General features: G+C 51.8%; 15 protein-coding genes. 5 read left to right on the forward strand and 10 right to left on the reverse strand.

The features are described from left to right. Positions 1-12 precede the first annotated feature (12 nt). From N5C09_RS15480 to flgB, 5 genes are read right to left on the reverse strand one after another with little or no spacing between them, the layout of a single operon-like run. Positions 13-744: a flagellar basal body rod protein FlgF gene (locus N5C09_RS15480; protein ID WP_063450813.1), complete on the reverse strand. Its 732-nt coding sequence runs from the start codon at positions 742-744 to the stop codon at positions 13-15. A 3-nt stretch (positions 745-747) separates the two neighbouring features. Next, positions 748-1953, reverse strand: a complete 1206-nt coding sequence (flgE, locus tag N5C09_RS15485) for a flagellar hook protein FlgE (RefSeq protein WP_279749358.1) — start codon at positions 1951-1953, stop codon at positions 748-750. A 34-nt stretch (positions 1954-1987) separates the two neighbouring features. Continuing rightward, a complete protein-coding gene (flgD, locus tag N5C09_RS15490; RefSeq protein WP_107534595.1) occupies positions 1988-2677 on the reverse strand; it encodes a flagellar hook assembly protein FlgD in 690 nt (229 codons plus the stop codon). 2 nt (positions 2678-2679) lie between these two features. Beyond that, positions 2680-3105 carry a flagellar basal body rod protein FlgC gene (flgC, locus tag N5C09_RS15495; protein WP_279749359.1) on the reverse strand — a complete coding sequence of 142 codons (426 nt, stop codon included), beginning with the start codon at positions 3103-3105 and terminating at the stop codon, positions 2680-2682. 23 nt (positions 3106-3128) lie between these two features. Further along, positions 3129-3479: a flagellar basal body rod protein FlgB gene (flgB, locus tag N5C09_RS15500; protein ID WP_063450817.1), complete on the reverse strand. Its 351-nt coding sequence runs from the start codon at positions 3477-3479 to the stop codon at positions 3129-3131. A 114-nt stretch (positions 3480-3593) separates the two neighbouring features. Between flgB and flgA the strand changes: the two genes are divergently transcribed. The 5 genes from flgA to N5C09_RS15525 all read left to right on the forward strand — a co-directional run bounded on the left by flgA (position 3594) and on the right by N5C09_RS15525 (position 6618). Further along, entirely contained in the window at positions 3594-4343 is a 750-nt protein-coding gene (flgA, locus tag N5C09_RS15505) for a flagellar basal body P-ring formation chaperone FlgA (protein WP_279749360.1), read from the forward strand. A gap of 131 nt (positions 4344-4474) precedes the next feature. After that, on the forward strand, positions 4475-4747 hold the full coding sequence (gene flgM, locus N5C09_RS15510; protein WP_107534593.1) for a flagellar biosynthesis anti-sigma factor FlgM: 273 nt from the start codon (positions 4475-4477) through the stop codon (positions 4745-4747). A gap of 2 nt (positions 4748-4749) precedes the next feature. Further along, the gene (locus tag N5C09_RS15515; protein ID WP_279749362.1) at positions 4750-5187 is read left to right on the forward strand and encodes a flagellar protein FlgN; all 438 of its coding nucleotides are present in this window, start codon (positions 4750-4752) and stop codon (positions 5185-5187) included. Positions 5188-5302: 115 nt separating this feature from the next. Continuing rightward, positions 5303-5965 (forward strand): glycosyl hydrolase family 25, encoded by a 663-nt coding sequence (locus N5C09_RS15520; RefSeq protein ID WP_279749363.1) that lies wholly within the window; start codon positions 5303-5305, stop codon positions 5963-5965. After that, the gene (locus N5C09_RS15525; protein ID WP_197711249.1) at positions 5962-6618 is read left to right on the forward strand and encodes a glycosyltransferase; all 657 of its coding nucleotides are present in this window, start codon (positions 5962-5964) and stop codon (positions 6616-6618) included. The genes N5C09_RS15520 and N5C09_RS15525 overlap by 4 nt, the downstream gene beginning before the upstream one ends. Positions 6619-6681: 63 nt before the next feature. Here N5C09_RS15525 and N5C09_RS15530 read toward each other — a convergent pair whose 3' ends face one another. From N5C09_RS15530 to fliJ, 5 genes are all read right to left on the reverse strand, one after another. Next, the gene (locus N5C09_RS15530) at positions 6682-8760 is read right to left on the reverse strand and encodes a glycosyltransferase family 9 protein (protein ID WP_279749384.1); all 2079 of its coding nucleotides are present in this window, start codon (positions 8758-8760) and stop codon (positions 6682-6684) included. 92 nt (positions 8761-8852) lie between these two features. After that, on the reverse strand, positions 8853-10103 hold the full coding sequence (locus tag N5C09_RS15535; RefSeq protein WP_279749364.1) for a class I SAM-dependent methyltransferase: 1251 nt from the start codon (positions 10101-10103) through the stop codon (positions 8853-8855). Between the two features lie 77 nt (positions 10104-10180). Beyond that, positions 10181-11119, reverse strand: coding sequence for a hypothetical protein (locus N5C09_RS15540; protein ID WP_279749365.1), 939 nt, complete (start codon positions 11117-11119; stop codon positions 10181-10183). Between the two features lie 26 nt (positions 11120-11145). After that, complete coding sequence (locus N5C09_RS15545; RefSeq protein WP_279749366.1) at positions 11146-12567, reverse strand: glycosyltransferase family 2 protein; 1422 nt, start codon at positions 12565-12567, stop codon at positions 11146-11148. Between the two features lie 5 nt (positions 12568-12572). After that, positions 12573-13022 carry a flagellar export protein FliJ gene (fliJ, locus tag N5C09_RS15550; protein ID WP_226848238.1) on the reverse strand — a complete coding sequence of 150 codons (450 nt, stop codon included), beginning with the start codon at positions 13020-13022 and terminating at the stop codon, positions 12573-12575. Positions 13023-13024 lie beyond the last annotated feature (2 nt).

Raw genomic sequence — 13024 nt, forward strand, 5'->3', positions numbered from 1 at the left:
TTCATGAAGTCATTAAGAGACGCGAAGCAGGCGGTTACCTGCGTTAGCAAGATCTTCCGCCGCTTTCATCATTTTGATCTGCGCTTCAAACTGTCGTCCTAGCGCAATGCTCGAGACCATTTCGCTGATGGCCGACACGTTGGACGACTCCAGGTGTCTGGCCGCAACGGTCACCTCCTCATCGCGCGGATTTTCCGTCGCGTTGGTGATAAGAAAACCGGCGTCGTTTTTACTCAGCGCCTCAGCGGGAATGTTCACCAGCTTGATGCGGTCAACGTCTAACGGCGTCGCAATATCGGCCTCCTCCGGCACGATGCTGATTACGCCATCCTCGCTGATGCTCAGTGAGGCGAAAGGCGGTAGAACAATCGGGCCATTGTCGCCTTCCAGCGGCAGACCGTTGATGGAAAGTTCGCCGTCGGCGTTCACGTTGATTTGTCCATTGCGGGTATACACTTCCCGGTTGCCGCTCCGCAGCGCGATCAATCCATCGCCCTTGATGGCAATATCCAGCTCACGCCCGGTTTCACGCACCGCGCCGGGTGACATATCTACGCCACCCTGCGTGGGCTGCGCCAGATAGCGGGAAGCGTACCCTTCCCCGGCAATCTGCTTCGCCACCGCATTATCTAAATCGCTGCGAAATCCCTGCGTATTCACGTTGGACAGGTTATTCGCGTGGATCTGCTGCTGATTGAGGCTCCGCGAAGCCCCGCTCACGGCGGTAAAAAGTAAGCGATCCATAAATTACACGGCCTGGAATAGCGAGTTCATCATGGTGTCGTTGGTGCTGATGACCTTCGTGTTCGCCTGGTAATTGCGCTGCGCGGTCATAAGCCCAACCAGCTCAGAGGTCAGGTCGACGTTTGAGGATTCGAGTGCCCCGGAGACGATTGAGCCCAGCAGTCCCGTACTCGGTGCACCGGTCAGCGGCGCGCCGGAGCTGGCGGTCTGAGCCCAGGTGGTACCATCCTGCGACTGAAGGCCGTTCGGATTGGTAAAGTTGGCCAGTACAAGCTGCCCCTGAAGCAGGCGCTCGCCGTTGGAGAAGGTGGCATAGACACAGCCATCCTCGTCGATCGCCTGCCCGGTACGCTCACCCGACGCATAGCCATCGCTTTTGTTTTTGCTCACGGAGAAATCGGAACCAAACTGAGTCGAGCCAGAATAGTTAAGCGAAACGCTGATATCGTCCGCGCCGGCGATAGCCGCATCCAGCTTAACGGCGCTGGTTGGAGAGGTCAGCACACCCTGGCTGTTGAAGGTCAGGGCCTGCGTGACGGCAGCACCGCTGCTGTCGGTTACCGCCACGTCGTCCATGTAATAGTGGACTTCCCAGGTATTGGTGCCGGTTTTGACAAAATATTGGTTCAACGTATGTTCGCGGCCCAGTGAATCATAGACCTGAGTGGTATAAGAGTTGTTATAGGTCGTATTGTTTTTCGGATCGAACGGGGTGGTCGCCGGAACATCCGCGCGTGCATCCATGTTTGCCGTAAAATCAATGCTGCCGCTCGCTTTTGCCGGAATCGAACCGCTGCTGATATTCAGATTACCTATCGTGCCCACCTGTAGCTTGCCGTTGGCATCAACCGGATACCCCTGTAAATACATTCCCTGGTTGTTCACCAGGTTTCCGTTACTGTCGGTATTAAAATAACCGGCACGGGTGAAGGCGGTCGTTCCAGCGCTGTCCTGGACCATGAAAAAGCCGTTACCGTTAATCGCGAGATCGAGCGCGCTACCGGTGGAAGTGATGCTTCCTCCTTTGGTAATGCTTTGCGTGACGGCTGTTACCCCAACGCCCAGCGGCTGGCTTTCGGCATACAGCGCGGAAAACTCTGCGCGGCCCGACTTAAAGCCTACGGTGCCGGAGTTGGCAATATTATTTGAGATAGCATTAAGCTGCTCAGTAACCGCGTTCAGTCCAGAAGTTGCAATACTAAAACTCATAATCGTTCCTGTTTAATTAACGGCCTGATTCACTTCAGGCTTTATCTTTTGAGGCTTCGTCTGTGGAAGTCTTACCAAACTGGCTAATGTTGTTGTAGGCAATCTCGCCCATACCGCCGACGTTCAGCACCGTTGCGCTACCGTCAAGCGGGATACGCACATTTTTGACGATGCCGCCCACCTCGATCTGCACGGTTTCTTCCCCCGTATCGGTCACCACGCTCAGGGTGTATTTTCCTTCGCTCAGCCCAAGCTCCTGCGGATCGATAGTGAAGTCCACGAGGCCGGCTTCCTGCTTGCCCAGTTCGATTTTTTGCTCAACGCCGGCAGCATCTTTCACAATTACCGTCACAACGTTGGCTGAATGTTCCAGCGTCAGGCGTCCATTAAGCGCCGTTTCACCATCGCTCTCGATCGTGTTGGTCTGCACCATGACGTGCTGGCCCACCAAATTGCCGGTGGCCAGGGTCTGTAGGTTATCCATCAAGACGGCGTTGTTCGCCATCAGCTGTGATACCGTCTCCATGGACTGCACCTGCGTCAGCTGGGCAAGCTGGCTGACGTATTCCGTTCCGTCGGTCGGGTTGAGCGGATCCTGATTTTGAATCTGGGCCACAAGCAGCTGCATAAACATGCCCGACATCCCTGAGACGGTGCTGTTGCTGGCCACATTTGGCGCAGAGCTGGTGGCCTGGCTGCTGCTGTAGGTGCTTTCAACATTCATGATTACGCTTCTCCAAGCCGCAGCAGGCTTTGCTGCATACTTTTGATGCTGTTTAAAACTTCAACGTTGGTTTCGAATCCGCGCGAAGCAGACATCATGTCCGCCATCTCTTCCACGACGTTGACATCCGGGTAGTAGACGTAACCTTCGGTGTTTGCCATGGGATTATTGGGCTCGTAGCGCTGGACCGCATTGCCGGTTTCAACGACATCCATGACCTGAACGCGGGCTCCGCTTAGCGCCTTGTCACGCATTAATTCATCGTTCTGATAAACCGCTGCGAAGACCGGGCGCCTTGCCTTATAGGTGTCGGTTTCCGTAGCCGAGGCGGTTTCCGCATTCGCGAGGTTGCTGGCAATAGTGTTAAGACGCACCGTTTGCGCCGTCATCGCCGACCCCGAAACGCGATAGATATCCGAAAAAGACATATTTCGTCGTTACCTGTTCTGGATTACTTGCCTTCAATGGCCTTTTTCAGGCCCGTGAATTTCATGTTTAAAAAAGCCAGGCTCATCTGATAGTCCTGCGTGTTTTTGGCAAATTCAGCCTGCTCGACATTCAGTGACACGGTGTTTCCGTCTGACGAGGGCTGATACGGCACGCGATACATCTCCTGCGGCGAAGACGGCAGGGAAAAACTTGACCGCGACCGTTGCATCTCTGCGGCAAAGTCAATATCTTTAGCCTGGAAGTTGGGGGTATCGACGTTTGCCAGATTGGCTGATAGCAACTCTGCTCGGGAAAGTCGAAGCGCTACAGCCTGTGGATGAACGCCCAGGGCTTTGTCAAAAGTTATACTCACAATTCACTCCCTCTGATGCTAAACCTGCACGATGCACAACAATTAAAGCAATAATCGTGCCAAGGTTGCAATTCCATGATTTATATAAGATTTAAAGAATTTTTCACCCAAAGTATGAAGCGGCATTTCCGCTTATTCGCTGCACTGCCGCTGCTTATCACTAACCTTTCAACTGCCTCGGCTAACGATACGGCGCCCCTCAGCGCCCGTAAGCAAATCTATGCAGCCGCTCAGAGCCATACGGCATCGCTCATTCGTCAGGAGGCCCGGCGGAAACGCTGGCCCGACTATCAGGCAAAGATGAACATCTTTATTCCCGCCGAAGCATCGCAATATCGCTCATGCAGTCAGAAACTCGCGGTATCCCATTACGGCGGTGAAACCCCTGACTTCTACCGCCTGCGTCTCAACGTGAGCTGCAACGATCATCAGGGGTGGGAGACCGCCGTGACGGTGAAGCCGGATATCTACCTGCCGGTAATCATTGCTAAAACCGCCCTTGAGCGAGATCAGGTGCTCAGCGAGGAAGACGTCACGACAAAAAAAATCAACATCAACAGCACCCGCGGGGAGTATCTGACGCAGGTAGATGATGTTGTCGGCATGACGGTGAAACGCCGCATCCGCGATCGCCAGCCCATCACAAAACATCAGTTAGACATGCCGTTGCTCGTCGAGCGCGGCCAGCGCGTGATAATGGTGGCGGTACAAAATGGCGTGGAAGCGCGCACGGTTGGCGAGGCCATGAAGAAAGGACGTAAAGGCGAGACCATTAACGTCAAAAACCAGAGCAGCGGAAAGGTCGTGACCGCCGTTGTGACGGAGAGAGGCGTTGTGCAAACGGCTAACGATTCCACCCTATAAAAATCTTTCCGCCGCGTTTAAGTTTTCGCTTTCGCAGGCCGCTTATTTCCTGCAATGGCAGAGGAAATCAGGCTTCCGCAGAGCAAGATTCATGCGCAACCACAACGAAAGAAGAAAATGAGGGCAAAGCGATGAAAATTTCAACAACACAATTCAACCTGGCCACCGCGATTAATAAGGCCAGCAGCGCAGAACAAACGCCCACCGTGGCACAGGAAGGTTCAGCTGTGGTTCGCAGCGCCGCTATCGACCCGGTCCTTGGCGAAGCGCAGACCCAGCTTAGCGCACTGCCGGAAGTTGACATGGCGCGCGTCGCCGAAATGAAAGATGCCATCAGCAGCGGCAAAATCAGTATTGACGTTGATTCGCTGGCGACGGCTATGCAGAAGTATTACCAGAGGTAACTATGACTAACGCCGCACAGCGCGTTAAAGCCCTGATTCAGGGTATGACCGAAGACAGAAAACACTACCAGACGCTAGGCGAAATGCTCATGGAGCAGCGTCATCATATCATCGCCCGCAATGCTGCATCGCTGGATAGCGTCAACGCGCAAATTATGGCGCTATACCAGCAAATTTCACACAATAGCCAGCAACGTCGACGCCTTCTTGAACAGCTCGGCATCACTGCCAGTGGCGAAGGCATGAAAACCCTCATTGCCCGCCTGCCCTCCTCTCATCAGGCCCCCGTCGCGGCCCTGTGGCAGACGCTTCAAAAACAGGTTGAAGACTGCCAGCATCGCAATGAATACAACGGCACCCTGATAAACATGCAGCACGATATTCTGCAAAATTTGCTGAACAGCAGCGAACCGGAAAACTGGCTGTATCAGCAAATATAGTTCTGATAACCGCTACGCAAGAACGTCTGATGAATGTTCATCACTCAGTACAGGGCAGCAGGTATAAAAACGCTGTCATTTTCTTACTGGTTTAGATTCTAAGGAAACGTTGCACATGGATATCGACTGGTCAGTTTTTGACAAAGTCATTTATATCAACTTAAAAGAGCGTCACGATCGCAAAAACACGATCAAAAAAGAGCTTCGGTCGCTCGGTATTCCGCCCCATCTGATTCACCGCGTTGAGGCAACCCGCCATCTTGTCGGGCAAATTGGACGCGCCCGCTCCCATCTGGCGGCGGTTGAAACGGCAATCTCAGAAGGGTGGGGAAATGTTCTTATTCTCGAAGACAATATGATCTTCGACACCACCGCTGAGGCAAAAGAGCGCCTCAACGCGTTCCTGCAAACGCTGAAGAAGATTGACTGGCACTGCGCCCTCTTAAGCACCCGTTACAGAAAGGTCATCACACTTAAAAGCACGGACCGGATAGTGAAGCCTGTGGACGCGGGCTCCGCCTGTGCCTATGCCGTTCACCGCGATTATCGTGACACCATGCGTGCCTGCTTCGCCACGGCGACGGGATATTTGCTCAAGGGAGGCAGCCCCCATGAATATGCGCTTGAAAATACATGGCTGCCGTTAATGCAGCAGCACCGATGGATCGGTATGTACCCTGTCGCAGGGCATCCCGCGCCGGGAATGTCCGACACGGAGGGGTGTGTCGTGGACCATACTGAACATTATTATAAAGAGCTTTCGGTAATAGCATTATGAGAATACCTAAGATCATTCATGTTGTTTGGATCGGCGACGAAACCAAAACGCCGCGAAAGATGATTGATACCTGGAAAAAAAACAATCCCTCCTGGACGGTAAAAGTCTGGAATAATGCCGCGCTACGCCAGACTAAATGGATTAATAAAAAGCATATCGACGCGATGATTAAATCAGGCAGGATGTGCGGGGCGGCAGATATTATGCGTTACGAAATTCTTTTTAATCACGGCGGATTTGCGGTAGATGCAGATTCGATATGCCTGCGTCCCCTTGAGGACTGGCTTTTTGACAGCCAGGTCTGCGCCAGCATGGAAAATGAGATCGTCCGTCCTGGCCTTATCGCGAACTGCTTTGTGGCATCAGAGCCACGGTCGGCACTGATGGCTGAATTAATCATGCGGCTTGAGCAGAAAAAAAGCGTCATTTACGATTTGCCGTGGATTGTAACGGGGCCGAAATTCCTGACGGATACCGTCCGGGAACTGGGATACGCGAATATCACCTACTGGCCAAGCCACTACTTTTTACCCCAACATTTTACCGGACAACGATATCTCGGACCGGGGCGTGCCTTTGCACATCAGCTGTGGGGGACGACCAATGGTCTGAATGAAACGCTCTTCGAGATAGACGTTCCCGAGTCTGCGTAATCATCAATAACAGGCAAGACGGCCCGACTAGCATCGGGCCGCACGTCTGAACAGATTCGCCCGTTATTCCGCCGGGCCCGTCTTCTTCTGGACACGTCGATCGAAGAACTTATCTGACGCGATAAAGCGCTGGATGCGCGAATAAAAATCATCGGGCATGAAGCCACTCATGCAGGCATAGGACCTGTTATTGGGGCACCATTCATCAAACTTCTCATCCGAGCCCAGACGATAGGAGCTGGCGCAATGGTAATAGCTACAGGCGATATCCACCGCCAGTGAATTCCAGCCCTGCTCACCGTGACGCCAGGGCAAACGATACTCTCCGGGCACAACCGAATAGAGGGCGCAAATAGCAATATCGGTTGCCCCCGCTAACGCCACGGGTCCGGAATCACAGGCGACAAGCAGTGTAGCCTGGGTCATTAAATAGACCGTTTCCAGTATCGTAAACCGATCGATGGCATTCACCACGGCAGCGTTTTCAATCTCCAGCGCTTTTTTATGGGAGTAAAAGTTGGTATTACTGCCGATCAGCACCACGGACCATCCGTCGTCGACGAAACGCGCGATAAGCGCTTCCCAGTATTGCTGTGGCCAGGTTCGGTTTGGCACGCCTACGTTAGGGTGAACCAAAACGATTTTATCCGCCCCCGTTAAGCCGTGGTCGTTCATAAACGCGTCAACTTGCCGCTTATCAAGCGCGTCAAGCAACAGGACAATCGATTTCCTGCTATCGTCGACCGGCTCGCCCCCAAAGGCGTCCACAAAAGAATCAATCTGATGCTTTTTGTCGAGAATATGTTTTACGTGGCTTGGTAAGTGGTATTGCCCCAGCTGCTGCGCAATATAAATGTCTGCCGCCTGCTGTTGAGTAAAGTACTGAGGTTCCCAGAGCTCATCCACCCAGGGGCAGAGCGATAATAGATCGTGATAAATTTTGGGCACGATACAGATAAATGGGCCTTCCAGCCTGTCGCGAAGCGCGTTGAGCGCTCCAGCAGCAAACAGGACATCCCCCATGGACTCAGCCAAAAGAAAGATATGCTTTGTAGAATAGTTACCAGCTATTTTTCTCTGCGTTTCATTAACATAACGGAAGGTTTTTTTAGCGAAACCATTTAGGGTAAGATAGCGGCCCAGCGTTGCATTTTCTGAAAAATTCTCGTGCTCATGGAAAAATATTTTTTGGATGCTTTTAGCCGGCGCGAGAAAAAGCTCAAAGACAGGGAATCCGTAAACGTTGCGGGGCGCAACGCCTGCCAACAATAAAGATGCAAAAGTGATATTATCAGGCAGCGCAATGACATTAGCGCCACTTACGTTTAGCGGAATCGGTCCTTTACTATTCAGGATAACGATATAATCAACGCTATCGGCATCAATTTCCTGTTGTAAACAGGCGCCCTTTCCTTCCTGCCCCAGGAGATGCGTTTCACCATCATCAACGAAAAATAATGTTTTTTTCTTTTCGTTCATTTCACGCAATGAATCCAGAATAACATTATCCACGCCCAGCAACCTGAGTGCGCCTGCGGCTGCATCAGCGTTAATGCTGTTAAGCAGCTGGCTCCAGTAACGAAACTGCGGCGCTGCAAAAAACTTTTTATACGTATTCCGATGGAAATCAGACAGGTAATAGGTTGTGTTTACCAGAGCGTTAAACAGATAATTATAGACCGGGCTCCACTCTGCGTTATGATGCGTAACTTTACGCTTTAACTGCTGCGAAAAGCCGCGCACGTCCAGCCCTTCATAGAGGAGTTTATTAAGCTCTTGTCGAAAAACGGCGTCAACGATGCGCGTCTCATAGAGGCAGAAGGCGAGCCGGAACGTGTGCGCCTTCTGACTGAAAGCCTGGAGTAGCGGAAAGTTGATCGACTTACCACAGTGGACAGGCGCATGGATCGTGACGGCGTCTGCGTTGATTTTGCAGGCAAATTGAGAAAGAGTATTACACCACTCATCCGTAACGGCGGCCGGGAAATCACATACCATGACATTTTTGTCATTATGTAACCCAGGATACTTTTTTTTCAAAAAGAAAAGGTAATAATCATTCTGCCTGACGTTTTTTGCATAATCTATAATCGGGAAAAGATGCCAGGCATCTTCATCCTGAATATATATATTCAACTTCACCAAGAAATTCGACTCCATTCAATACCAAAGCGTGCGCGCAGGGTGATAAACGCCATTTCACATGGCGTTTATAAAACAATTATCGTGACGTGTTAGTCGCCAATTTTTTTAATGACAATTTCGATACCACTCTCCGCAAACGGCGTTCTGGTCTGATCTATGCGCGGAACATTTGTTAAATAGCTCTGATTCAACAGCTCAATCTTTTGAATTTCATACGTTCCATTTAACGTGTTGAGCAGGTCCAGAACATTAATCGACACGGGTGACCAGCTCTTCTTTTTCGCTAAAGTAAACGTATGTTTGTGATCGAAGTTATAGGTTGAAGGCCAAACGCCTTGCTCATACATATCTTCGTCAGGAATGGTGAGGATCATATGGCCGTTTGGCTTTAAAACGCGGAACCAGTTATTTATCGCGATGGTTGGATCAACCATATGCTCCAGACAGTGTGCAGAATAGACGAAATCAAAAGCATTATCCGGCACATTATACAGGAACTGCGCATCACCCTGTGGCATATCATAAAGCGTAACCGCTTTAATTAACGGGAAAAGCGATTGATAAATACCGATACTGTCGTTGCCTCCGCCAATATCCAGCCCATAGCCAACCAGCCAGCGAGTCGAAAAGCGTGAATCGTGCAGTCGGCGGTTAATCGACATCGACGTGGTGCCCGGCACGCCTGGCGTTACGCTGAACGTCGCGGTTGGATCGCCCGGGAAAATATAAGGCACCAGCACATTTTCACCCCAGGCTTTCGGCCACAAAATGACGTATCCCGTGTCATGCGGCAATAAGTGTATTTCGTGCGTAGCGCTGAAACCGTTTAAGAGCTTGATGAAAAGCTCGCGGCTCTCAAAATCATTCTCCGCGATGTCGCCAATCGGCCCCTGATAGACCTCTCGTTCCTTAAGATATATACGATAATCGTCAATAATAACTACGCTGTTGTTGCACTTACCCTGTAGCGCGAGCAATTCATTGAGCAAGGGGAGTTTCGTCTCCTTGTCCCATTTGTCAGTTTTATAGTCCTCATAACCAAAATCCGCGCCGGGGTAATGGGCATCAAGGAAAATTAAACAGCGGTTCTGTTCCAGCGTCTGGTTAACGATGTCGGACTGGATAAAATCCGTACTGTCGGAGAGCGCGACGGAAATCTTCTCATTCTGTATCGCCTGTCTGTGCAGATCGGGATAGATTTCACACGATAGCGCTTTAGAAAAGCCATAGGCGATAGCGGCTCGACACGAGACCCCTTTACCATACCCCGTCTCAATAAAATGGGTGACGCCATAATCAGAGACCAACGTATTTACCGGAAAACGTACAATATTACCCATTCGCGAGTATCCTTTAATGTTGTTATTTATTTCGTGCCGTTCGGGTGTATTACGCGTAAACGGCAGCGCAGGCGCCACTAAAGAAGCGATAATCCATACAACAGGCTGTAGTCGGGGGTATTTTGTGTTTCCCCTGCCGCATTCTTCAGGTGCCAGTCGCGCAGGGCGCTAACAAGCGGCGCGATATCCTCCTGCGTTAGGGCCTTCTGCTCTGCGCGGAAGGCACACAGCATCTTGAACTGGAAGACCTGCCGTGCCAGATCTAAAAAGGCCTGACCGTAACTGGTGCAGTCAACGCCGGGAAACACGTCATGATAGAGTGAATAGATAATTAAATTGCGCATGATGTATGGGTTATCGTGGAGGATTGTCGCTTCCCCCCAGGCCGCTTCCAGCTCATGCAATCGGTCGGTCAAGCGGGTTGGCTGCATTACTGACAGCTCGCTCAGCTTCAGCGCTACGCCTATTTTATCCACCATGGGTAAATTCAGATCCAGGCGCATCGTGCCCATCTCTTTTAACGTGGCAATGCGATGCTCATTAATCGGCGGCAGCATCGTGAACTGCTGGGTCAGAACACCCTGCTCTGCTAACAGGCTCAGCTGCGCGCCCATCTCTTCAAGCAGCGCCGGAGAAAGCTCGCCGTTATCGCGATAATGTTGCGCTTTGCTGAGGAGCACGCCTATCCCATACAGGCTTACTTCGAGCGACAGCGCCGGATGAATGGCCAGATTAATGCACTGCTGATTTAACGTTTCGCTCCAGGCTGACAAGGTCTCTTCTGCGCTCGCGGCAATCTTTGCCTCGTGCAGAACAAACGCGTCAGGACTCAGCAGCATTTCATGCGCCGCCGTCTCGCAGCGAATATCCAGGCTATCGCGCTGCTGATTTTTAAACTTCACGCTGCTGTGCGGCCACGCGTCATCGGCATTCTTACAGGTTGGACAGTCGCAGCGGGTCTCACGCGCATCAAAGCGCAATACGAATTCGGGTTGGTATTGTTCAATCAGTTCCATGTCTGTTCTCTTCCAGCGATAGCGTCTTAAGATTGTTTACGGAAAAACCAGTGGGTGCAGTCGATCACCTTTCCGTTTTGTGGATCGGTCCAGTGCTGTAGGAAGGCGAAGCTCGGGCTAAAGCCGAGCCATATTGCGTCATAACGCATCAGCACCTTCCAGCAGCGGTCCAGGCTCGCCTTCAGCGCTATGGTCTGTTCATAGGCATCCAGCAGTACGGTGTAATAGTTCGCATTTACCGCGTAAGCGCAGGCGCAGCCGGCACTGTAAATACGGGCCACCCCTTGCAGCGACTGGGTCGGAGTGAAGTTGTCATAGCGCCCTCCCAGCAACAGCATCTGCCAGTTGATCTGATCCAAACCGTTGAGCAGCTTATTGATGTTGGTAACCACGTTTTCTTTTCTGACAAAGCGCAGCTTTGCATCAAGCAGCAGCACATTTTTCCAGCCCTGCTGCTGCGCCTTTGCAATCACCTGATAATGCGTTTGCAGCTCGCTATCCTCGGGCGAGCTTCCCTGCGCGTTGGCAACGGTCCAGAGCTGTTCTTCTTTAATCCCCAGGGATTTCAGGTTTTCACAGCAGGCTGGCAGCTCGGCTTCCTCGAGGGGATCGTAAAGCACGGCAATTTTCTCAAACGCGTTCCAGTTCACCTGGGTGTTGAGCGGCGCGGTGCTCAGGCGACGATAATGAGCCAGAAGGTTGGGATCGCTGACGAAGTCCTCCAGCGTCAGGTCCACCGGCGTGGAGGAGCTGAGCACAAAGTCTTTATCGTACGTATTACTGCTATGTGAGATGCACAGGATCGCCTGTTTTGGGTCAATCTGAAGAACCGGCGCGGTAAAGTCCTTCAGGAATCCCACCTCTTCCGCCAACGAGGCATCGTCAAGGTAACGATGCTTTTTCAGGAAGTTACGGTGGTAGCCAAAGGTACCGTTGAGCGCATGACGCGGGCCAAACCCGTGGGTCATATAGATTTTGTCGAGATGGCTGTACCAGATGTAGATCCGATCGCTGCCGGAGAACAGGGCCTTATTTACCTGCATCTCCGCAACCTGATGGGAAATTTTATTTGGCGGATAATAGTCATCATCATCAAAGCAGATGATGTATTCCCCTTTCGCCATGTCGTTGAGGCGGTTACGCTTGTTACCCAGCACCAACCGCTCGGGGCTGTGAATATAGCGCACGTTAGCCTGAGCCGGATCGACCATCATCTCCACGAGATCGGCATTGCTGACGGGCGAGTCGTCAAGAATGATCAGCTCGCGCTTTTCGGCAGGGTAGTCCTGATACTGCCAGATATAGAGCAGGTAGGGCAGAAACTCGCGGCGGTTATAGGTTGGGCAAATAACGCTCACAAACGGCGTCGGCAACGGCTGAGTGCGCTTATTGCGCGCCATAAGCGCGTTAATCAAAGAGGAGTGGGCGGGCTGTTTTACAGTCTTCATAACACTTATCGTTGACGTGTGGTGATCTGCTGCTGGCGCAGCCAGCATTGAGCAGAAATAGAGTCGGTCATTTTTTGTTCGCGGCGATTGTGCTCCTGCTGGCGATCGCGGCGTTTCGCCTCCAGCACGAGCTCAAGGCTCTTCTCGCGCCTGGCTTCGGCCACAAGCGTCCCCTGCATCTTTTGCGCTTCCAGATTTGCCAACGCATGCTCTTGCTTCTGCCAGTCGATAACCCGCTGGATAACGTGCTTATACGTCGACTGGTTACTCATCATCACCGGGCTGTTGAGGTTCGAATTCGCCATGCCGGACGCGAGGGAAGAGAGCGAGTCGATATTTTTCTCGAACCGCTGGCAAAGCTGTTTTTGCGTAGCCAGCTTGAGGCTTAAATCATCGACGGCGCGGGAGCGCATAAGATGCAGCTGTTCTAGCGTTGAAATAAGTTTGCTCATCATTC

Source organism: Enterobacter sp. GD03975 (assembly GCF_029838645.1).
In the GTDB taxonomy this organism is placed as follows: Bacteria; Pseudomonadota; Gammaproteobacteria; order Enterobacterales; family Enterobacteriaceae; genus Enterobacter; species Enterobacter quasihormaechei.